A 21,219-nucleotide genomic window follows, 5' to 3' on the forward strand; every position below is an offset into this window, starting at 1 on the left:
GCATAATGGTCCGCATCGGTCCGGGATTCTGTCGCGAACAATAACGCCAGACGCCATTCAAACACATGCGGGTCACCCGAAACCCGCCGGAGGAATCGATGCAAACGCGCCCGAGCAGCACCTCAATCGCCGCCACCACCGTTCCCGGCCGGCTCGGTATGGCCGTCCTGGCCGTCCTCGCCGTTCTGGCCGTCGGCGCCGCGGTCCCGGCCGCAGCCGAAGTGCCTCCGATCGCGCGCGAGGCTTTCGCCAACATGCCCCGGGTCACCGGTGAATGGGCGTTCACGCGCACGCGCGAGGACAACGACGGCAGCCGGGTAGAGCGATTCGATCCGGCCGCCGACCCGAAATGGCAGCTGGTATCCGTCGACGGCCGCGAGCCTACGCAGGACGAGCTCCGCGACTATGCCGAGGAAATCGAGCAGCGCCTGGCCCGCGAAGAGGGCCGGCCCGGCGACAACGATTTCGCCGGCCTGGCGGCGGAAGACGGATGGGAGCTGCTCGAGGAAGACGACCAGCGGGTCACGTGGCGCTTCCGCCCGGCGGCGGGCGCGACGGACCGGGAAGGTATGGCGAAGCACCTGCGGGGCGAGATGACCATCCTGAAGTCGGTCCCTTACGTCGAGTCCTTCCGCCTCTACAGCGACGAGCCGTTCCGCGCCAAAGTCATCGCGAAGATCGAGCGGTTCAACACGCGGATCGAGATGATACGACTGGACCGGCGGGCCTACATGCCCGCCCGGGTCACGACCGAGGTGCGGGGAAGCGCCGCATTCGGCCTCAAGAGCATCGAGCGTGACATCCTCCTGACCTACGCCGATTTTCGCTATGCCGGCGGCACTCCCGGCGCGCCCGCCGCCAGCGGCGGCGGGCGCTGACGCTGGCATCGCAGGGCGCCCGGCGCTAGCCTGCCCGACAGGTACAGCGGGAGAAAACGGATGGCGAAAGACCTGTTCGACCTGACCGGCAAGGTGGTACTCGTCACCGGCGGCAACGGCGGCATCGGTTTGGGTATGGCGGAGGGCTGCGCCCGCCAGGGCGCCGACGTGGTGATCTGGGGGCGCAACGAAGACAAGAATGCGTCGGCCGCGGAGCTGCTGTCTGCCGCCGGCGTCCGTGTGTTGACCGACGTGATCGACGTCGCCGAGGAGACCGCCGTGGCCGCCGGCGTGCGACGGATTACCGAACAATTGGGCCGGCTGGACGCGGCGATCGCCAACGCCGGCATGGGCATCCCGCGTCGCGATCTGTTCGAGATCACGGCCGCCGATTTCGAGCGCATCGAGGCGGTCAACGTGCACGGCGTCTTCTTCACGCTGCGCGAGGCAGCGCGCCACATGGTGGCGCGCTCACAGGCCGGCGAGCCGGGCGGCTCGCTGGTGGCCATCGCCTCGACCGCCGCCATCCACGGCGCCGCGCGCAACGAGCACTACGGCGCCACCAAGGGGGCGGTCGTCTCGATGGTGCGGGCCATGGCCGTCGAACTCGCGGCGCACCGGATCCGCGCGAACACGGTCTGCCCGGGCTGGGTGCGCAGCGAACTCACGGCAGACGCCCAGCAGTGGAACCGATTCAACGAGAAGGTGATATCGCGGGTGCCGATGAAGGGCTGGGGCGACCCTGCAGACTTCGCCGGCATCGCGGCCTATCTGGCCAGCGACGCCTCCGCCTTCCATACCGGGGACACCATCGTGCTGGACGGCGGTTACACCGTCTTCTGAGGCGCCGGGGTCAGCGCGTGCCGTTGTTCTCGACGATGCCGTCCAGCAGCTTCTTCGCCCGCAGGAACTGATCGCGTGCCTTGCCGAGGTAGAGCATCACCTCGTCGACGTAGTTGTCCGCCGAAGCCGACCACACCCGATTGAGATAGCGCTCGCCCGCGGCGAACTCACTCATGACGTCCGCATAGACCTGCAGCCCGTAGAGGTGGGACAGGCTGTGGCGGGCGTCGACGAAACGGATGAGGTCGTCCCGGAACAGCCGGTCGATCTCGAAGCGCATATTGTGGGGCGGTATGGAGTCCCGGTCACCGTACAGCTGCTCCAGGTTGGCGCAGATCCCGGTCAGGCTCTCGGTCAGGTCGCGGCGATTGCCCTCCAGCACATGGTCCGCCGTCGCCCCGGCGCGGGTGGCCCGCTTGACCATGACGACGCCGGCGGTCCCTGCGAGCGCGGCCGGCAGGAACCAGGCCCATTCGGTGGTCTCGGCGTCCGTGGACGCGAAATAGGCGCCGAACAGAAATCCGGCCGCGAGCAAGAGGTAACCCAACCGCGTCATGCTGCTGCCACCACGTAGTAGATGGCGAAGCCGACGCCCACCAGCGCCTCGCCGACGATGAGTCCTGCCGCGATCGGGATGCCGGTGTCCTCGCTCCAGCGCTGGCCGAGCTTGCGGTCCGAGGCCAGCCGCAGCAGCGTGCCCAGCGCGTAAGTCAGCACGATGTTGAATGGCAGGTAGAAGCCGAGGCCCACCGTGATGCCGAGACCGCCCTGGAGCGCGGAGAGTATGGCGCCCAGCGCCGCGCCGGCCACGTATTTCTGCACGGGCACGTCGCCGCCGAGGATACCCTCCACCGTGCTGGCCAGCGCCTGGGCCTGGGGCGCCGGCAGCTTCTCGCTGCCGAGGCCGTAGGCGTTGTCCAGTACGAAGATCAGCACGATCACGACCAGCGGGCCCAGCCAGGCGCCGATGAACTGGCCCATCTGCTGCATCCGCGGCGTTGCGCCCACCAGGTACCCCGTCTTCAGGTCCAGCATCAGGTCGGTCGCCTGGGACATGGCCACGCAGGTGGCCGCGCCGACCATGATGGCGGCGACGATCGCGTCCGCCCGATCCAGGCCGCTGGTCGCGACGATCAGCAGCGTGATGCCGATCAGCGTCATGCCCGACAGCGGCGACCAGTTGGTGCGCCCGATGGCCTCCGACAGGATGACGCCCGCCATCCAGATCCACACCGTACCGAGCAGCGCCATCAGCAGGCCCCGGCCGAGTCCGACGGCCTCCGTGGAGGACACAGCGATGACTGCGAGCAGCAGCGCGGCACCCGCGATGGCACCATAGAGCAGCTTGATCGGCATCTCGTCGCTGGACACCGCGGACTCGACCTTGGAGGCGCTCTGCATGGAACGCACCGCCGAGCGGATCAGCGGGAACGCGAGCACCACGCCCATGACCGCACCGCCGATCAGCATGCCGATGCCGATGGGCCGGAACAGCGCGGAGCGCAGGAAGCCCGGGTCCGTAATGGTCTGCCCGGTGGCGGGGTCGACCGGCAGCTGGCCGTTCGCGGCCAGCATCGGCGCAATGAACCACCAGGTCACAAAGCCGCCGATGATGAAGGCGACGCCGCCCTTGCCCGCGATGAAGGCGACGCCCACGGTCAGCAACGACAGGTACCAGACCCCGTTCATGTATTCGGGCATGCCCAGGCGGGAGCCGAGGTCCCAGTTGGAAACGCCGGTCCACTGGGTGGCGAAATGCACAGCCGCGCTCACGGCGGCGGCGCCCAGCAGGATCGCCGCCTTGCGCACGCCGGCGCCCGGCGACTTCAGGATGGTGGCCACCGCCACTCCGCCGGGATAGGTCAGCCGCTCGAAGTCGATCATCTGCTTCCTGAGCGGGATGATGAAGGCGATGCCCAGATAGGCGCCGGCGATGCAGCCGAAGGTGAGGAGGTAGGGATTGAAGTCGCCGCCGTGACCGAGGATGAAAATCGCCGGCACGGAGAACATCATGCCGGAGGAAGCGCCGTTCACCGCGCTGGCCACGGTCTGGGCGATGTTGTTCTCGATGATGCTGCGCCGGCGCAGCAGGCCGCGCAGGATGCCGAAGCCGAGGATGGCGGCGAGTTCCGAGCCCTCGATGGAGAAGCCGAGGATGAGCGCGGCGTAACCTATGGAGATGGCGATGATGACGCCGAGGAACCAGCCGACGATCACCGCCGGCCAGGAGAGCTCCGGATAGGCACCGTGCATGGGCACCGGTCCTGCGGCATTGTTCATGGACATCGCTCCTCTGCGGGGTCCGCTGTCAGGCCTGTGCCGGACGCCGCACGGGGCGGAGTCTATCATGGCTCATGTGTGGGTCATGTCCGGGTCATGCGGGGGCCGGGTTTCAGGGCAACAGCGGCTCGATGCGCTCCGCGGGCAGGCCTTTTTCCATCACCTCCGCGAATTCGTCGCCCAGCCTCTCGCTCTCGGCCACCGCCCTCTTCCAGTGACGCTCTCGGTCGGCCGGATCGTAGCGGCGGAAATCGTGGCGGTCCGGTATACGGCCGCCCGGCAGGCCGGCGACGAAATCGTCGGAGGGCGCCATTAGCAGCACGCGGTCCATGTGCTCCCGCGCGGGGCGACGCCAGGAGAGGCGCTTGTCGAACCAGCCCGGGATGACGTGGGGATAGAAATGGGCATAGAGCGCGATGCCGTCGACCGCGGACAACGGCATGTCGAGGTGATAGTCGATGATGCCGCCGTCGCGATAGACACCGGGCACGCCGCCGGCGATGTCGCGCACGCCCTCGATCACCAGCGGGATGGCCCCGCTCGCCAGGATCGCCGGCGCCAGGTTCTCCTCGGTGAGTGTGTGCACCCGCAGCGGGAAATCGTCGGCGTGCAGGAACGGCGGCTCCTCCCGGGGATCGCTGAACAGGGCGCGGCTGAAGAACGCCCGCAGAGTGCGTCGGCTCAGAAGATTGCCGGCGGCAGCGAGCGCCAGGCCCGCCGTCAGCATCGCCCCGCGCTCCGAAGCCGCCGGTCCGTGGGCACGCGCGGTCATCACGTGGGTGCGCAGCACCGGATGCGAGAGGATCTCCCGCGGCCCGCCGGGCCCCAGCGCGTGACCGAGTATCTCCCGGCTCTTCGCCGTGATCTCCGCTCGGTCCGGCCGGTCGCTGTAGTGCTGGTAGATGTAGCCGTCACGCAGGCGGTCGATCGCCGCCAGCGGATCCGACTGGGCGTAGCAGGCGAAACGCCAGGTGCCTATCGACGACCCGATGAGGTGGACCGGCCCGCGCAGTCGCGGCAGCAGCTCGCGCATGATGACCCGGTCCAGGCCGTACAGGACCAGCCATTTTGCGCCGCCGGAGGCGCCCGCCAGCAGACGAATTCGCTCCGGGTCGAGGCCGCGCTCGCGGATCTCCGCCAACGCACCCGGGCCGGCCAGGAATCGCAGTGCACGTCCCGCCAAGAGACCGTTCCTGATCCGCCGCGCGGCCCGTCAGCCCGCGGCGCGCAGATCCTCGTACTCGGGATGACGCTCCAGCCACGCCGCGACGTAGGAGCAGGCCGGCACCACGCCGTGGCCGTGTTCCCGGGCGTAGTCCATGCCCGTTCGCACCAGCCGGCCCGCGATGCCGCGGCCGCCGATCGCCTCCGGCACCTGCGTGCTCGTGAAATGCATCACGTCGCCGTCCATCTCGTAATCGGCGTACGCGAGATGGCCGTCCACTTCGGTCTCGAAACGGTGTTCGGCCGTGTTGTGGGTGACCTCGACCTCCGGTCTGCGGTCGGCATTGCTGTCTGCCATCGGTTCCTCGCTCAGTCGAAAGGGTGTCTCAGTACGATGGTCTGCTCCCGGTCGGCGCCGGTGGAGATGATGTCGATGGGCGTACCCACGATCGCCTCGATGCGCGCGAGATAACTCCGGGCATTCGCCGGCAGCGCATCGTAGTCGGTGATGCCCACCGTGGATTCCGTCCATCCGGGCATGTCCTCGTAGACGGGCTCGATGTCGGCATACCGGTCCACCGCGACCGGCGGGGTATCGATGGTGTCGTCGCCGATGCGATAGCCGGTGCAGACGCGGATGGTCTCCATGCCGTCCAGCACGTCCAGCTTGGTGACGCAAAGGCCCGCGACGCTGTTGTTGAAGATGGAGCGCTTCAGGGCCACCGCGTCGAACCAGCCTACCCGGCGCGGGCGCCCCGTCGTAGCGCCGAACTCCGCGCCCACCTTCGCCATGCGCTGGCCCTGGTCGTCGAACAACTCGGTCGGGAACGGGCCCGCCCCCACGCGGGTGGTGTAGGCCTTTACGATGCCCAGCACATAGTCGATGGAGCGCGGGCCGATGCCGGTGCCGGTGCTGGCTGCTGCCGCCACCGTGTTCGAGGAAGTAACGAACGGGTAGGTTCCGTGGTCGATGTCGAGCATGGCGCCCTGGGCCCCCTCGAACAGGACGCTCTCGCCGGCCTCGGTCAGTTCCTGCAGGATGCGGGTCACGTCGGCCGTGAGCGGCGCGATGGTCTCGGCGAGCTCGAGCGCCCGGTCCAGCGTCTCGGTGAAGTCCACCGTGGCCGCGTTGAAATAATGCTTCAGGACGAAGTTGTGGTAGTCCAGTACCTCGCCGAGTCTCGAGGCGAACTGCTCGCGCATGTAGAGGTCCGAGACGCGCAGCGCCCTGCGCGCCACCTTGTCCTCGTAGGCCGGACCGATGCCGCGGCCGGTGGTGCCGATGGCTGCCGCGCCCCGCGCCTTCTCCCGCGCGCGGTCCAGCGCGACGTGGGACGGCAGTATCAGGGGGCAGGAGGGACTCACCCGCAGGCGCTCGTACACCGGCACGCCGCGCTCGATCAGGGCCGAGGCCTCCTCGATCAGCGCGTCCATGGACAGGACGACACCGTTGCCGATCAGGCACTGGACGCCCTCCCTGAGAATGCCGGAAGGGATCAGGTGCAGCACGGTCTTCTCGGCGCCAATCACGAGCGTGTGACCCGCATTGTGGCCGCCCTGGAATCGCGCGACGGCCGCGGCCCGGTCGGTCAGCAGGTCGACGATCTTGCCCTTGCCCTCGTCGCCCCACTGGGTGCCGATGACGACTACGTTTCTGCCCATGATGTTCGTTGTCCCCGGTTGTGAGGCCTATTCAGTACCGTACGAAGTACAGCAGCACAAGCCCGGCGACCATGCTGACCAGACCTATCCGGCGGATACTGCCGTCGTCGAGTTCGGCGATGGCGACCAGCGCCTCGCGCCAGCGGCGCGGGCTGGCGAAAGGCAGCAGCCCCTCGAGCACGAGATACAGGGCGAATGCCGCCCAGAGATCACTCCATTGCATGCGGCGTCTCCGTTCGGGCGCTCAGCGGCGCTGCCCGGGTACAGCGGGCACCGGCGGCCGGTCAGCGCTGGGCGCCGCCGGCGTCGTTCAGGTAACGGAAGAAGTCGCCGTCGGGGTCCAGCACCAGCAGGTCGCCGGTCAGGCCTATCGAGTTCCGATAGGCCTGGATGCTGCGATAGAACGCATAGAACTCCCTGTCCCGATCGAAGGCGCGGGCATAGACCTCTGCGGAAATCGCGTCGCCCTCACCGCGGATCCGCTGCGCCTCCCGGTTCGCCTCGGCGATAAGAATCGTGCGTTGGCGATCGGCATCGGCGCGCATGCGTTCAGCCTCCTCGGCGCCTTCGGCGCGCAGCTCGGTGGCCACCGTCGCGCGCTCCTGGCGCATGCGCCGGTACACCGACTCCGCCACGTCCTCGGAGAACTCGATCCGCTTCACCCGCACGTCGACCAGTTCGATCCCGAACTCGGTCGCCGTCTCCGCCGCGGCGACCACTATGTCGTCCATGAGCACGGTACGCTCCAGGGAGACCACCTGGCGCACCGTTCGCTTGGCGAACTCGTTTCGCAGATCGGCCTTGAGAATCTCCAGCAGGCGGCCCGTGGCGATCACCTCATTGCCGCCCGTGGACACGTAGTACTGCCTCGCATCCCGGATGCGCCACTTCACGAAAAAGTCCACGAACACGGATTTCTTCTCCGCGGTAATCACTTCCTCGGGTGGATTGTTCAGCGTCAGGATCTGCCGCGGGAACTTCCGGACGTTGTTGACGATCGGCATTTTGACATGCAGGCCGGGCTCGTAATCGGAAGCGATGACCTCGCCGAACCGGAACTTGAGCGCATACTCGCGCTCGTCGACGGTGAAGACCGAAAGGCCGAGGATCACCAGTGCCAGACCGAGGATAATGACGACGATGAATCGGGCGTTACTCATCAGCGGGTCCTCCTGGCGCGGGGGTCGTCGCGGTTTCTGGGATCGCTTTGCTCTCGCATCTGCGACAGCGAATTCGTCGTCGACTGCGCCGTGGAACCGCCGTCTCCCTCAGCGCCGCGGGCCTGACGTTGCAATAGTTTGTCGATCGGCAGATACAGCAGATTGCCGCTGCCCTCGGCGTCCAGCAGGATCTTGTTGGAACGTTGCAGCACGTCCTCGATGGATTCGATGTAGAGGCGCTCCCGGGTCACCTCCGGCGCCGCCTGATATTCCGCCAGCAGCAGCTCGAAGCGGGCCGCCTCACCTTCCGCGTTGGCGATCAGCCGGTCCCTGTAAGCAAGGGCGTCCTCGCGCATGCGCGCGGCCTGACCCCGCGCCCGCGGGATGATGTCGTTACGGTAGGCTTCTGCCTCCAGACGCAGGCGCTCCTTGTCCTCCCGCGCCTTGACCGCATCCTGGACGGCATCCCTCACCTGGTTGGGAAACTGCACCTTCTGCAGATTGACGGAGATCACGCTGATTCCGGCCTCATACAGGTCTAGTGTGCGCTGGATGAGCTCCTGGGTGCGGTCGGCGATCTCCGCCTGGTTCTCGAGCAGGATCTCGTCCAGCGTGCTCTTGCCGACGACCTCCCGGATGGCGCTCTCGCTCACCTCGTCCAGCGTCTCGTCGGCATTGCGCACATTGAACCGGAAGGCGATCGGGTCGATCCTGCGGTACTGGACGGCCAGATCCACCAGCACGAAGTTCTCGTCGCCGGTGAGCATCTGCGAGGTCTGCTCGAAGCGGCTGACCGCGCCGACATTCACCTTCTCCACCGTCTCGACGGGATACGGGATATGCCAGTGCAGCCCTGGCATGGTCGTCGCCTGATAGTCGCCGAAGCGCAGTACCAGGCCGCGTTCGGCCTCGTCGACGCGGTACAGGCCCGTGAGCCCCCAGGCGACCAGCGCCAGCACGACGATCAGGGCGATGCCGGTATTGCTGCCCGCCGTGCCGCCGCCGCCACCGCCGCCCTTGCCGCCGAACGCGGCCCGCAGCCGGCGTTGCCAGTCGCGGATGATCTTGTCGAGGTCGTTCGGGCCCTGATCCCGCCCCCAGGGGTCCTTGGGATCGTCGCCCTTACCAGATTCGTTCCAGGCCATGTGTTTCGTTCAACCCTCTGCCGGCGTCACGACGCCGCACGTTGTTCGACGCCCGCCCCGTCTTCCTCACCGTGAGGCTCGAGGCGGTCCCCGGCGATATTCTCATGGGCACAGAAGCGGGCGAAATCTGTCGCATCCATGTCCAGCTCCAGCCACCAGCCGCCGTCCTCGGCGGGCTCCTCCTCCAGCACGGCGCCCGCACCATAGAGCACGGAGCGCTGGCGCCCTTCCGATGGCGCGAGCCGCAGCCTGCCGCTTACCCGGCGGGAACGGAACTTTACCCGGAGAGCTTCCAGCAGCAAATCCAGCCCCTCCCCCGTGCGGGCGGAGAGCCAGACACCGCGTGGATCGCCATCATCGTCGGACTCCAGCCGCGGCCGGCGCCCGAGAATATCGATCTTATTGTACACCCTGATCTGGGGCACATCCCGCGCGCCGATCTGCTCCAGCACCTCGTTGACCTGACGGATACGCGGCAGGCGCTGCGGATCGCTGGCGTCGATGACGTGGAGGATCAGGCTCGCATCCCGGGTCTCCTTCAGCGTCGAGCGGAATGCGGCGACGAGTTCGTGGGGCAGATCGCGCACGAAACCCACCGTATCGGCCAGCACGACCTCGCTGGCGTCGGGCAACTCGAGGCGCCTCAGCGTGGGATCCAGCGTGGCGAACAGCTGGTCCGCCGCGTAGACCCGGGCTTCCGTCAGCCGGTTGAACAGCGTCGACTTGCCGGCATTGGTGTAACCCACCAGTGCGACCGTCGGCACCTCGCCGCGCAGGCGGTTGCGCCGGCCGAGCTCGCGCTGGCTGTCCACCTTCTCCAGCCGGGCCCGGATGCGCCGGATGCGGTCCTGGATCAGCCGGCGGTCGGTCTCGAGCTGGGTCTCGCCCGGCCCGCGCAGTCCGATGCCGCCCTTCTGACGCTCCAGGTGAGTCCAGCCCCGGACCAGCCGGGTGGCGATGTGGCGAAGCTGGGCGAGTTCCACCTGCAGCTTGCCTTCGTGTGAGCGCGCACGCTGCGCGAAGATGTCCAGGATCAGGCCGGTGCGATCCAGCACGCGACAGCGCAGCCGGCTCTCCAGATTGCGCTCCTGGCTCGGCGAGAGATCGTGACCGAAGATCACGAGTTCGGCGCATTCTCCGGCGACGCGATCGGCCAGCTCGTCGACCTTGCCGCTGCCGATCAGGAAGCGGGGTTCTGGCGAGCGCCGGGAGACGTCGACGATGTCGAGCACGTCGGCACCGGCCGACAGCGCGAGCTCCCTGAGCTCCTGGCACTCCTCCGGGTCCGGCCGGGCGCCGAACTCAACATTGACCAGAATCGCACGCTCGCCGCTCTTCGGGCGTTCAAACAAGTGGAACCTCCGGGGAGAACGTGCTGCTCCGCTCAGTCGGCGTCATCCCCACCTTCGTCGGCAGCAGGGAGGCGGACGTTGCGCGACGGTACGACCGTCGAGATGGCGTGTTTGTACACCATCTGATTGACACTGTTCTTCAGCAATACGACAAACTGATCGAACGAATCGATCTGTCCCTGCAGCTTGATGCCATTCACCAGATAGATGGATACCGGCACCTTTTCCCTGCGCAGGATATTAAGAAACGGATCTTGCAAAGACTGGCCCTTGGCCATCCTCGTACTCCTTATTGTTATCGTTGCCCCGCCGGCTCCTGCCCACCGTCGCGTACGGGACGCGGGCGAACCGCTGCGGATGCCTCAACCCAAGCAGGCCCCGGCGAAGCATACCACAGGCCGCCGCGGGTCAGGGCCCGTCGGGACAACCGATAATTGCCTCAATCGCTGCGGATATGCGGCCTGGCACGGCAGGATCAAGGGGGTCCAGACATTCCGCATCGTCGTCCCCGCGGATCCAGGTGTGCTGACGCTTGGCGAGACGGGCCGTCGCCACTTCCGCTTCCCGGCGGGCCTCTGCGAGTGTCATATCGCCGCACAGGTAGCGCGCCAGCTGCCGGTAGCCGACCGCACGCAGCGCCGGCGCATCGGCGCCGAGCCCGGGCCGGGCCAGCAGTGCCTCGACCTCGGCGGCGAAGCCGGCCTCGAGCATCGCCTCCAGCCGCAGGCGGATCCGCTCCCTAAGCACGTCCCGATCCCCGAACACCAGCGCAATGCGGATGAAGCGCCCGGCAGCCGTCGACGGTGCCGGCTCCCGGTGCCAGTCGGACAGCGGCCGTCCGCTCAGCTGCCAGACCTCGAGAGCCCGCTGGATGCGCTGCGCATCGCCGGGCGCGACGCGCGCCGCCGTCGCCGGATCGACCCGTGCCAGTTCCTCGTGCAGCGCGGGCCAGCCCTGCGCACGCGCACGCGCGTCGATGGCCGCCCGTACGGCCGGGTCCCGGCCGGGCAGCTCGGACAGGCCCCGGGTGAGTGCCCGGAAATAGAGCATGGTGCCGCCTACCAGCAGGGGGATGCGGCCCGCCCCGCGGATCTCGCCGATCGCGCGCAGCGCATCACGCCGGAATTCGCCCGCCGAATAGGTCTCCTCCGGTTCGCGGATGTCGATCAGCCGATGGGGCGTCTCGGCCAGCACGCCGGGCGGGGGCTTTGCGGTGCCGATGTCCATGCCCCGGTACACCATCGCCGAATCGACGCTCACGATATCCACGGGCAGGCGGCGCGCGAGTTCCACGGCGATGTCCGTCTTCCCGGCCGCGGTCTGCCCCATCAGGCAGATCACGGGCCCGCCCGACGAGCGCTCCGCGCCGGCGCGAGTCACTGCCCGCGCAGGAACAGCCGATCCAGCTCGCGCAGGCCCAGCGCGGTCCAGGTCGGCCGCCCGTGATTGCACTGATCGGCGCGATCGGTGGTCTCCATGGCGCGCAGCAGGGCATTCATCTCCGGTACGGTCATGGAGCGGTTGGCCCGCACCGAGTGGTGACAGGCCATGGTGGCGAGCAGCTCGTCCACGTGGCCGGCGACGCGGCCGCTGGTGCCGTGCTCGGCCAGGTCCGCCAGGACGTCACGGACCAGCTCCTCCGCCGCAGAGGCAGCGAGCAGCGTCGGGATCTCCCGGATCACGACCGACTCCGGCCCGTGGCGATCCAGCACCAGGCCGACTTCACGGAACTCTTCCGCGTGGTGCTCGGCCAGATCGGCTTCGGCCCGGGAGACCTCCACCGCCCGGGGCACCAGCAGCGGTTGGCGCACCACGTTGCGGTCGGCGAAAGCCCGCTTCAGACGCTCGTAGGTGATGCGCTCGTGGGCGGCATGCATGTCGACCAGAATAAGCCCGTCGGCGTTCTCGGCGAGGATGTAGACGCCATGCAGCTGCGCCAGTGCATAGCCGAGCGGCGGCACGGAGCCGGCGGCCGGAGACGGCGTCCCGGTCTCCGCCTCCCTCGCCGCCGCGCCGGACTGGTCTTTGCCGGCCAGCGCCGCATAGGCGGCCAGCGGCTCTGCGGCGCCCGCCGCCCGCGCCGGCCACTCGGCGGCCGTCAGTGGCATGGCCGACTGCCGGAACTCCCTGAGTGTCGCCGGGGAAGCGACAGCCGCGGCACCGGGGCGCGCGCCGGGGCGGGTTCCGGCCAGCGCCTCCTCGATGCTGCGGAAGACGAATTCGTGCACGCTGCGCGAATCGCGGAAGCGCACCTCGTGCTTGGCGGGATGGGCATTCGCATCCACCCGCGCCGGGTCCAGGCTGACGCTGATGACGTAGGCCGGGTGGCGGCCGTGGAAGAGCACGTCCCTGTAACCGTGGCGCACGGCATGCATGAGTACCTTGTCGCGCACCGCGCGCCCGTTCACGTAGCTGTATTGCAGATCGGCCTGGCTGCGGGAATAGGTCGGCAGGGCCAGCCAGCCGGCCAGGGCGATGCCCTGTGCCTCGCGCTCCACCTCGATGCACTCCGCCGCGAAACGTTCGCCCAGCACCTGGGACAGTCGCCGCAGCCGGCCGGCGCCGTCCGTCGCGGCGGGCAGATGCATCACGCTGCGCCCGTTGTGGGTCAGCGTGAACTGGATGTCGAAGCGGGACAGCGCGAGCCGGCGCAGCGCCCGGTCGATATGCTGGAATTCGGTCTTCTCGGTGCGCAGGAACCGCCGCCGCGCCGGCGTATTGAAGAACAGGTCCCGAACCTCGACGGTAGTACCTTCCGGATGCGCCGCCGGGACCGGCTCCGACACGGCACCGTTGTCGGCACCGACCCGCCACGCGGTCCCGGCGCCCGCCGCGCGGGAAGTCAGCGACAGGCGTGACACCGAGGCGATACTCGGCAGCGCTTCGCCGCGGAAACCGAGCGAGGCGACGGCCTCGAGATCGTCCAGACTGTCGATTTTGCTGGTGGCGTGCCGGGCGAGTGCGAGCCCCACCTCGGCCTCCGGGATGCCGGCACCGTCGTCCCGCACCCGGATCAGGCGCGCGCCGCCGGCCTCGATGTCCACCTCGATGCGGCTGGCGCCAGCGTCGAGGCTGTTCTCCACCAGTTCCTTGACCACGGAAGCCGGCCGCTCGACGACCTCGCCGGCGGCGATCTGGTTCACCAGGTGTTCGGGCAGTACTCGGATGGCCATAATGCGGGTGCCGGGCGCAACCGTTGGCCCGTGCCGGGATTCTGTCACAAAGCTCCGACCGGCCGCCAGGCGAGCGGCCCGGGGCGCCGGGACCGGCGGGTCAGCCGTCGGAGGGGATGCGCAACACCTGGCCTATGCGGATCCGGTCGCCGGCGAGATTGTTGACGGCGCGGATCGAGGAGACGCTCACGTTGTATCGAGTCGCGATCTCGCTCAGCGTGTCGCCGCGGGATATCACGTGCTTGACCTCGGGCTCGCGGCCGTCGCGGACGGCCTGCGCCACCCAGGAGTCCGGCGGCGGGTTGGCGTAGAAGTAGTTGCGGATACCGCCGAGGATGGCGTCGGCCAGCCGGTCCTGATGATTCCGGTCCTTCAGCTTGCGCTCCTCGCTGGGATTCGAGATGAACGCCGTCTCGACCAGGATGGACGGCACGTCCGGTGATTTCAGCACGGCGAAGCCGGCCTGCTGCACGCTGCGCTTGTGCACGGTGCCCACCTTGGCCAGCTCGTCGATGACCTTCTTGCCCACCTCCATGCTGGCGCCCAGCGAGGCGTTCTGGGACAGGTCCAGCAGCACCGAGGCCAGATCTTCGTCCTTGTCGGACAGCGCGACGCCGCCGATCAGGTGGGTGTTGTTCTGCTCGGCGAGCCGGTGGGCCGCCTCGTCGCTCGCTCCTTTCAACGACAGCACCCACACTGAGGAGCCCCGCGCACGCTTGTCCCGCACGGCATCCGCATGGATGGAGACGAACAGGTCGGCGCGGTGTCGCCGCGCGTACTCCATGCGCTCTCGCAGCGGGATCAGACTGTCGTCCTTGCGCACGAGCACGGCGCGCATGCCGGGCTCTGCGTCGATCCTCGCGGCGAGCTTGCGGCCGATGGCGAGCACGACGTCCTTCTCACGGGTCCGGCCCTGGCCGATGGCGCCGGGATCGCGCCCGCCGTGGCCGGGATCAACGGCGATCACCAGATCCCGGGGCTTGGCGTCGGGGCGCGGGCGCACAGTCTTCACGGGCTCCGGGATGCCGGTCTCCGCCAGGTCGATGACCAGGCGGTCGCCGTAGCGGCCATACGGTCCGGCGCTGAAACTGTGCGGACGCACGGAACGCTCCAGGTCGAGGACGATGCGCAGGTCCTCGCCATCGCGCCGCGCGGCCCGGATGCCGCGGACGTAGCCCGTGCCCTGCGGCAGCGTGGCCAGCCGTTCGGCGAGCCGGCTGTTGCGCACGTCGACCACCACCCGGTCGGGCCGGGGCAGCGTGAACAGCGTGTGGTCGGCCGGCGCGCTGAGATCGAGGACGACGCGGGTCTTGCCGTCCTCCGACCACAGACGGATGTCTTCAACGGTGGCGGAGGACGCGGGTACGGTCAGCAGGCACAGGGCCACGCAGATCACTGAATAGAAAAATGGAATCCCCGCTCGCTGCATAAACCCGGTCGCCGTGCGCAATCGACATAAGGCCGACCCAGTATACTCATCCGGACCGGAATTCCAAGGGGTTTTTCGCTGGATAACCAGCCAGATACGGCGATTACTTGAAGTGGGAAATCGTCTGTTCCATGGCCCCCGCGAGGATCGCGCCGGTGGGAGTCACCGCCTCTATACGGGCGCGCCGGCCGGCGTCGGCGTGGGTCAGCCTGATCACGAGGTCGGCTGCAGCCGCCAGATCCGGCGCCCGCTCCGGCCATTCCACCAGCGAGATCGCGCCTTCCATGTCCCGCCAGCCGAGATACTCGAGTTCCTGCGCATCCGCGATGCGGTACAGATCCAGGTGGAAGAGGCGCTGGCCGTCGATCTCGTAGGGTTCGACCAGCGTATACGTGGGACTGGGCACGGGCCCCGTGTGCCCGGCCGCCCGCAGCAGCCCGCGCACGAGGGTGGTCTTGCCGGCGCCGAGTTCGCCCTGCAACAGGATCAGGCAACCGGTCTCACCCAGCCCGCGCAGCGCGCGGGCCAGCGCGCCGCCCAGTGCCTCGGTGGCCGCCCTATCCGGCAGTTCCGCCAGCTCGACGGTCAGGGATTCACCCACGCCCGTATCCCGGCGATGAGGTCTCCGGCGACCAGGCCGCGTTCGCCGCCGCGGGCCGCGGCGTCGCCGGCAAGCGCATGCACCAGTACGCCGGCCTCCGCCGCGCTGCGGGCCTCGACGCCCTGGGCCAGGAGCGCGCCCACGATGCCCGTCAGCACGTCGCCCATGCCCGGCGAAGCCATGCCCGGATTGCCGTCGGTGCAGATCGAAGGCGGTCCGCCGTCGCCGGCCGCCACGAGGGTGCCGGCGCCCTTCAGCACCGCGACGCCGCCGTAGCGCTCGCTGATGGCCGCCGCCGCCGCCGTCCGCCCGGCCTGCACCTCGGCGCTGCCGGTCGCGAGCAACCGCCCTGCCTCGCCGGGATGGGGGGTCAGTATCCAGTGATCGTTGCGCTGCGGCGCCTCCGCCAGCAGGTTGAGCGCGTCTGCATCCAGAACCGCCGGCAGGCCCGAAGCCAGCGCCGCCGCGAACATCGCCCGGCTCCAGTCCCCGGTACCCAGCCCGGGCCCGAGGGCCAGGTGGGTCGCGCGGGAGATCAGCGGCTCCAGGTCATCGCCCCGCTCCACGCCGCGGCACATGAGCTCGGGCCGCCCGGCGGTGATGACAGCGGCATGGCCGGGGTGAGTGGCGATGGTTACGAGGCCGGCACCGGTGCGCAGCGCGGCCTCGCCCGCCAGCCGCACGGCACCACCCATACCGGGCGAGCCGCCCACGACAAGCAGGTGCCCGAAAAGCCCCTTGTGCGCGGTGCGCGGGCGCCGTGGCAGGAGGAGAGCCAGCGTGGTCCCGCTCAGCCGCCGCAGCACGGGCTCGGCCGCGTCCGCGCACTCGGCGGGCAGGTCGAGACCGGAGTAGCGCAGCCGGCCGCAGAGATCCGGACCGGCGCCGGTGACGAGCCCGGCCTTCAGGCCGACGAAGGTCACCGTGACATCGGCCTCTACGGCGGTACCGCGGATGCGCCCGTCGTCCGCATCGAGCCCCGAGGGGATGTCCACGGCGAGGACCGGCGGATCGGCCTGGTTGATGGCATCGACGGCCGCCGCGAAGCGACCTTCGACGTCCCGCGTCAGGCCGGTACCCAGGATGGCGTCGACCACGAGGTCCGCCTCTGCCAGCAGCTCCGGATTCCATTCCACGGCCTCGCGGCCGTCCGCCGCGAAGTCCTGCCAGGCACGGGCAGCATCGCCGCCGAGCGACGACGGCGGCACCAGGGCGGCGACCACCACGTGGTAGCCCTCTTCCCGGGCCAGCCGGGCCAGCACGTAGCCGTCGCCCGCATTGTTGCCCGCCCCGCAGACCACCAGCAGGCGGTTCGCCGACGGGAACTCCGCCTCCAGGGCAGTGAGCAGCGCTGTGCCGGCGCGGCACATGAGCGTGTAACCGGGAATGCCCTGGCGCTCGATCGCGCAGCGGTCCAGCGCGCGCACGCCCTCGGCGTCGTAGACTGTCATCGGCAATGGATCCATGGCCGCCATTATACTGGGGCCAGACAGTGAACCGCCCCACCCTCATGCTTGCCCGCCCCCGATGAGCGCAGACCGGACAGACCACGACCCACCGATGTCGGATCTCGCTGCACGCATCCGCGTGTGGGCGGAGGAACTCGGCTTCCAGCAATGCGGCATAGCGCGGCCCGAGCTGGCAGCCGACGAGGCCCGCCTCGCCCGCTGGCTGGCCGAGGGGCGCCACGGCAAGATGCACTACATGGAGAAGCACGGCACGCGGCGCAGCCGCCCCGCGGAACTGGTGCCCGGCACCGTGAGCGTGATCTGCGTGCGCATGGACTATCTGCCCGAGCGGGCCGAGGATGCGCGCCGGCTCCTGGACCACCCCGCCCGGGCCTATGTCTCCCGCTACGCGCTCGGACGCGACTACCACAAGGTGCTGCGCCGGCGGCTGCAGAGATTGTCCGAGCGCATCCGCGGCGCGGTCGGCGAGTTCGGCTACCGGGTATTCGTGGACAGCGCGCCGGTGCTCGAGAAGCCGCTGGCGAGAAATGCCGGTCTCGGCTGGATCGGCAAGCACACGAATCTGCTCAACCGTCATGCCGGCTCCTGGTTCTTCCTGGGCGAGATTTACACGGACCTGCCGCTGCCCGTCGACGAGCCGGTCACGGATCACTGCGGCACCTGCCGGGCCTGTATCGACGTCTGCCCCACCGGCGCCATCACCGCACCCTACGAGCTGGACGCCCGCCGCTGCATCTCCTATCTCACCATCGAGCTGCGCGACTCGATCCCGGAGGAATTCCGCGCCGCCATCGGCAATCGCATCTACGGCTGCGACGACTGCCAGCTCTTCTGCCCCTGGAACAAGTTCGCGCAGCTCACCCGGGAGGACGACTTCGCTCCCCGCCACGGCCTGGACGGCGTCGCGCTCGCGGAGGCGTTCCTCTGGGACGAACGGGAATGGCTCTCCCGCATGGAAGGCAGCGCGATCCGCCGCATCGGCCACGAGTGCTGGCTGCGCAACGTCGCGGTGGCGCTGGGCAACGCGGAGAGCACGGCGGAGGTGATGGATGCGCTGCGAGCCAGGACGGATCACCCCTCCGCCATGGTGCGCGAACACGTGGAATGGGCGCTCGCCCGCCACGGGGCTACCCTGTCCTGACACGACCACCGGAGACATCGATGTTCGAAACAAGCCCATCCCCCTACCTGGTCCCCTTCGACGGCAGCTTCCGGGTCGACGAGACGCCCACCCGCATAGCGGACGGCGAGGGCTCGGCGAAGAAGCGCCTGAAGAAACGGGTGAAGAAGCTGGCGAAACTGCAGCGCGTCCTCTACGCGCATAACCGTTATGCCGTCCTGCTGGTCTTCCAGGCCATGGACGCGGCAGGCAAGGACAGCACGATCCGTGCGGTGCTGAGCGGCGTCAATCCCGCCGGCTGCCAGGTCTTCAGTTTCGGCAGGCCGAGCTCCACCGAGCTCGACCACGATTTCCTCTGGCGCACGACAAGGGTGCTGCCGGAGCGCGGCCGCATCGGCGTGTTCAACCGCAGCCAGTACGAGGAGGTGCTGGTCGTGCGCGTCCATCCCGACATCCTGGACAACCAGCGGCTGCCCGGGGCGATCGACCAGCACGGCCTGTGGAACCAGCGGCTGGAGTCGATCGCCGACCAGGAAAAACATCTCGCCCGCAACGGCACCGTGATAATGAAATTCTGGCTGAACGTCTCGCGCGAAGAGCAGCGTCAACGATTCCTGGACCGCCTCACCGAAGAGGACAAGAACTGGAAATTCGAACCGCATGACGTTCGCGAGCGCCAGCACTGGGATGACTACATGGCGGCTTACGAGGCGGCGCTGAACGCCACCTCCCGCCCCTGGGCGCCCTGGTACGCCATCCCGGCCGACGACAAGAAGGAGATGCGAGCAGCGGTCGCCGGGATCATCGTCGACAATCTTCGCTCCCTGAACCTGCATTTTCCGGTGGCCGGCGCCGCGGAAGCCTCCACGTTCGAGCAGATGCAGTCCATGCTGGAAAGCGAGTGAGTTCACACTTTTGCCCTCCGGCGGGGGTGCGGCGCGTCTTTTGCCCGTCCGGTCGTTGTTTTTGCCGAAGGGCTGGCGTATATGTGGCTCTTCGACCTAGGGGGGCTCATGGCCCGGGCGGCTATGTCTGACAGCCTGATGCAGAAGACGACGGGACACTGGCGCAGGGACGGCCAGAACCGAGAAGACCCCACGATCAACTCGGACTACAAGCGTTCCCTGCTGGCGGGGCTGCGGCTCTTCCACGGCGTCAATGCCGACGCCGTGCAGGAACTGCTGCAGGCCTGCGACCGTCGCGATGCCTCCCGCGGCGAGGTGGTGCTGGCACCCGACTGCACCAACGAATCGGTCTACATCGTCCTCTCCGGCAGCATGAGCGTGCATGTCGGCAACCTGGAAGCGCCGCCGCTGCGCAGCCTGGACGTGGGCGACTGCGCCGGCGAGATGTCGATCATCGAGAACCGGGATCCCTCCGCCTGGGTGGTGGCGGACGAGGACTCCCACCTCATGGTCATTCACAAGGACGTCCTCTGGAATCTGGTGGACGTCTCCCATGCGTTCGCCAAGAACCTGCTGTCCGTGCTGTCAGAAAGGGTGCGCCAGCACAACAACTTCCTCGCCGACAGCATCGGCGCGCTGCGCAAGTTCGAACACCATGCCACCACGGACGCGCTGACCGGTCTCAACAACCGTCACTGGATGGAGGACATGTTCCCCCGCGAACTGTCCCGCTGCCGGGCGGACGACGAGCCCGCCTCGCTGATCATGATCGACGTCGACCGCTTCAAGTCGTTCAACGACCGTCACGGCCACGTGGCCGGCGACCGGGTGCTGTCCGAGGTGGCCGACGCCCTGCGCGCCTATTTCCGCCCGTCGGACCTGCTGGCGCGCTTCGGCGGCGACGAGTTCGCGGTCCTGCTGCCCGGACTGTCCGCCGGCGAGGCAAAAGCCGTGGGCGAGCGGGTGCGTGAGGCGGTCTGCAAGCTTGCTCCGGGCGCCGAGGAAGGCCCCGGTTCAGCAGTAACCGTCTCCATGGGCGTGTGCGAAACCGGCCGGGACTACGACTTCCCGTCGCTGCTCCGGCGCGCCGACGACGCGCTGTACCGGGCCAAGCATCACGGGCGGAACTACGTCTCCGAGTGAACCTTCGGAGCGTCGCTCAGACCTGCACCAGAACGTTGTCGATCAGCCGTGCCCGGCCCAGCCGGGCCGCCGCCAGCACGACGAGTTCACGACTGCCGGCCGAAGGGACCGCCAGGTCCTTCGCCTGGCGGATGCCAACGTAATCCGGCGCGAAGCCGCTCTTCTCCAGGCGGGCCAGCGCGTGGCCTTCCAGCGACGCAAAATCCCGCTCGCCGCACAGCAGCGCTTCGCGAACCTCTTCGAGCACCGCATGCAGCGTGGGCGCGATACCGCGCTGCCGCTCGGTCAGGTAACGGTTCCGTGAACTGCACGCGAGTCCGTCCGGTTCGCGCACCGTGGGCCCGAGCACGATGCCGATGGGCATGGACAGATCCCGGGTCATGCGGCGGATGATGAGGAACTGCTGGTAGTCCTTCTGACCGAACACGGCCACCTCCGGCCCCACCATGCAGAACAGGCGGCAGACCACGGTGGCGACACCGTCGAAGTGACCCGGCCGGAAACGGCCGCACAGATCTTCGGACAAGCCGGGCACGTGCAGGCGCGTGGCCGCGTCCTCGCCGAAGGGATAGACCGTCTCGGCGGAGGGCGTGAAGAGGAGGTCGGCCCCGGCGTCCGCGAGCAGCCGCCGGTCCTCCTCGGGCGTTCGCGGATAGTCGCCGTAGTCCTCGCCGGCGCCGAACTGGGTGGGGTTCACGAAGATGCTCGCCACCACGCGTTCGGCGTACTCCCGGGCCAGGCGTACCAGACTCAGGTGCCCCTCGTGCAGGTTTCCCATGGTGGGCACGAAGGCGATGCGCTCGCCCGCCTGCCGCCGCTCGGCCGTCCAGGCGCGGACTTCAGCCGGCGTGCTGACCTCGTGCAGCGTGCCGCCCCCGCTCTTCCGTTCCGCGGC

The 21,219-nt window shown here is 68.6% G+C and carries 21 protein-coding genes; 5 read left to right on the forward strand and 16 right to left on the reverse strand.

Features of this window, described 5'->3' with window-relative positions; all coding sequences use genetic code 11:
• The first annotated feature begins 98 nt into the window (after positions 1-98).
• Both ACJMKZ_RS12625 and ACJMKZ_RS12630 read left to right on the forward strand, forming a co-directional pair.
• On the forward strand, positions 99-878 hold the full coding sequence (locus tag ACJMKZ_RS12625) for a hypothetical protein (protein ID WP_405233561.1): 780 nt from the start codon (positions 99-101) through the stop codon (positions 876-878).
• Between the two features lie 60 nt (positions 879-938).
• Positions 939-1,721, forward strand: coding sequence for an SDR family NAD(P)-dependent oxidoreductase (locus ACJMKZ_RS12630; protein WP_405233562.1), 783 nt, complete (start codon positions 939-941; stop codon positions 1,719-1,721).
• Positions 1,722-1,731: 10 nt separating this feature from the next.
• On the opposite strand, the gene ACJMKZ_RS12635 is transcribed toward ACJMKZ_RS12630, so the two are convergent.
• The 15 genes from ACJMKZ_RS12635 to ACJMKZ_RS12705 all read right to left on the reverse strand — a co-directional run bounded on the left by ACJMKZ_RS12635 (position 1,732) and on the right by ACJMKZ_RS12705 (position 17,138).
• On the reverse strand, positions 1,732-2,277 hold the full coding sequence (locus ACJMKZ_RS12635; RefSeq protein WP_405233563.1) for a hypothetical protein: 546 nt from the start codon (positions 2,275-2,277) through the stop codon (positions 1,732-1,734).
• Positions 2,274-4,001, reverse strand: coding sequence for an OPT family oligopeptide transporter (locus tag ACJMKZ_RS12640; RefSeq protein WP_405233564.1), 1,728 nt, complete (start codon positions 3,999-4,001; stop codon positions 2,274-2,276). Before ACJMKZ_RS12640 ends, ACJMKZ_RS12635 begins: the two co-directional genes overlap by 4 nt.
• A gap of 112 nt (positions 4,002-4,113) precedes the next feature.
• On the reverse strand, positions 4,114-5,184 hold the full coding sequence (locus tag ACJMKZ_RS12645) for a patatin-like phospholipase family protein (protein WP_405233565.1): 1,071 nt from the start codon (positions 5,182-5,184) through the stop codon (positions 4,114-4,116).
• A gap of 30 nt (positions 5,185-5,214) precedes the next feature.
• A complete protein-coding gene (locus ACJMKZ_RS12650; protein ID WP_405233566.1) occupies positions 5,215-5,523 on the reverse strand; it encodes a GNAT family N-acetyltransferase in 309 nt (102 codons plus the stop codon).
• Between the two features lie 11 nt (positions 5,524-5,534).
• Positions 5,535-6,827 carry an adenylosuccinate synthase gene (locus ACJMKZ_RS12655; RefSeq protein WP_405233567.1) on the reverse strand — a complete coding sequence of 431 codons (1,293 nt, stop codon included), beginning with the start codon at positions 6,825-6,827 and terminating at the stop codon, positions 5,535-5,537.
• Positions 6,828-6,858: 31 nt separating this feature from the next.
• Positions 6,859-7,050, reverse strand: a complete 192-nt coding sequence (locus ACJMKZ_RS12660) for a DUF2065 domain-containing protein (RefSeq protein ID WP_405233568.1) — start codon at positions 7,048-7,050, stop codon at positions 6,859-6,861.
• 61 nt (positions 7,051-7,111) lie between these two features.
• Positions 7,112-7,987 carry a protease modulator HflC gene (gene hflC, locus ACJMKZ_RS12665; protein WP_405233569.1) on the reverse strand — a complete coding sequence of 292 codons (876 nt, stop codon included), beginning with the start codon at positions 7,985-7,987 and terminating at the stop codon, positions 7,112-7,114.
• Positions 7,987-9,132, reverse strand: coding sequence for an FtsH protease activity modulator HflK (gene hflK, locus ACJMKZ_RS12670; RefSeq protein WP_405233570.1), 1,146 nt, complete (start codon positions 9,130-9,132; stop codon positions 7,987-7,989). The genes hflC and hflK overlap by 1 nt, the downstream gene beginning before the upstream one ends.
• Positions 9,133-9,158: 26 nt before the next feature.
• On the reverse strand, positions 9,159-10,484 hold the full coding sequence (gene hflX, locus ACJMKZ_RS12675; RefSeq protein ID WP_405233571.1) for a ribosome rescue GTPase HflX: 1,326 nt from the start codon (positions 10,482-10,484) through the stop codon (positions 9,159-9,161).
• 32 nt (positions 10,485-10,516) lie between these two features.
• Positions 10,517-10,762 carry an RNA chaperone Hfq gene (hfq, locus tag ACJMKZ_RS12680; RefSeq protein ID WP_405222396.1) on the reverse strand — a complete coding sequence of 82 codons (246 nt, stop codon included), beginning with the start codon at positions 10,760-10,762 and terminating at the stop codon, positions 10,517-10,519.
• 130 nt (positions 10,763-10,892) lie between these two features.
• Positions 10,893-11,813, reverse strand: coding sequence for a tRNA (adenosine(37)-N6)-dimethylallyltransferase MiaA (gene miaA / locus ACJMKZ_RS12685; RefSeq protein WP_405233572.1), 921 nt, complete (start codon positions 11,811-11,813; stop codon positions 10,893-10,895).
• Positions 11,814-11,860: 47 nt separating this feature from the next.
• On the reverse strand, positions 11,861-13,657 hold the full coding sequence (mutL, locus tag ACJMKZ_RS12690; RefSeq protein WP_405233573.1) for a DNA mismatch repair endonuclease MutL: 1,797 nt from the start codon (positions 13,655-13,657) through the stop codon (positions 11,861-11,863).
• Positions 13,658-13,757: 100 nt separating this feature from the next.
• A complete protein-coding gene (locus ACJMKZ_RS12695; RefSeq protein WP_405233574.1) occupies positions 13,758-15,044 on the reverse strand; it encodes an N-acetylmuramoyl-L-alanine amidase in 1,287 nt (428 codons plus the stop codon).
• Positions 15,045-15,189: 145 nt separating this feature from the next.
• A complete protein-coding gene (gene tsaE / locus ACJMKZ_RS12700) occupies positions 15,190-15,687 on the reverse strand; it encodes a tRNA (adenosine(37)-N6)-threonylcarbamoyltransferase complex ATPase subunit type 1 TsaE (protein ID WP_405233575.1) in 498 nt (165 codons plus the stop codon).
• Positions 15,672-17,138 (reverse strand): NAD(P)H-hydrate dehydratase, encoded by a 1,467-nt coding sequence (locus ACJMKZ_RS12705; protein WP_405233576.1) that lies wholly within the window; start codon positions 17,136-17,138, stop codon positions 15,672-15,674. The genes tsaE and ACJMKZ_RS12705 overlap by 16 nt, the downstream gene beginning before the upstream one ends.
• A 109-nt stretch (positions 17,139-17,247) precedes the next feature.
• Between ACJMKZ_RS12705 and queG the strand changes: the two genes are divergently transcribed.
• From queG to ACJMKZ_RS12720, 3 genes are all read left to right on the forward strand, one after another.
• Positions 17,248-18,297, forward strand: a complete 1,050-nt coding sequence (gene queG / locus ACJMKZ_RS12710) for a tRNA epoxyqueuosine(34) reductase QueG (RefSeq protein ID WP_405233577.1) — start codon at positions 17,248-17,250, stop codon at positions 18,295-18,297.
• Between the two features lie 20 nt (positions 18,298-18,317).
• Positions 18,318-19,181 carry a PPK2 family polyphosphate kinase gene (locus tag ACJMKZ_RS12715; RefSeq protein ID WP_405233578.1) on the forward strand — a complete coding sequence of 288 codons (864 nt, stop codon included), beginning with the start codon at positions 18,318-18,320 and terminating at the stop codon, positions 19,179-19,181.
• Positions 19,182-19,304: 123 nt separating this feature from the next.
• A complete protein-coding gene (locus ACJMKZ_RS12720) occupies positions 19,305-20,324 on the forward strand; it encodes a GGDEF domain-containing protein (protein ID WP_405233579.1) in 1,020 nt (339 codons plus the stop codon).
• Between the two features lie 16 nt (positions 20,325-20,340).
• On the opposite strand, the gene panC is transcribed toward ACJMKZ_RS12720, so the two are convergent.
• A complete protein-coding gene (gene panC / locus ACJMKZ_RS12725; RefSeq protein ID WP_405234163.1) occupies positions 20,341-21,189 on the reverse strand; it encodes a pantoate--beta-alanine ligase in 849 nt (282 codons plus the stop codon).
• Between the last annotated feature and the right edge of the window lie 30 nt (positions 21,190-21,219).

Source organism: Lentisalinibacter salinarum, from assembly GCF_040706555.1.
Taxonomy (GTDB): Bacteria; Pseudomonadota; Gammaproteobacteria; order Steroidobacterales; family Woeseiaceae; genus Lentisalinibacter; species Lentisalinibacter salinarum.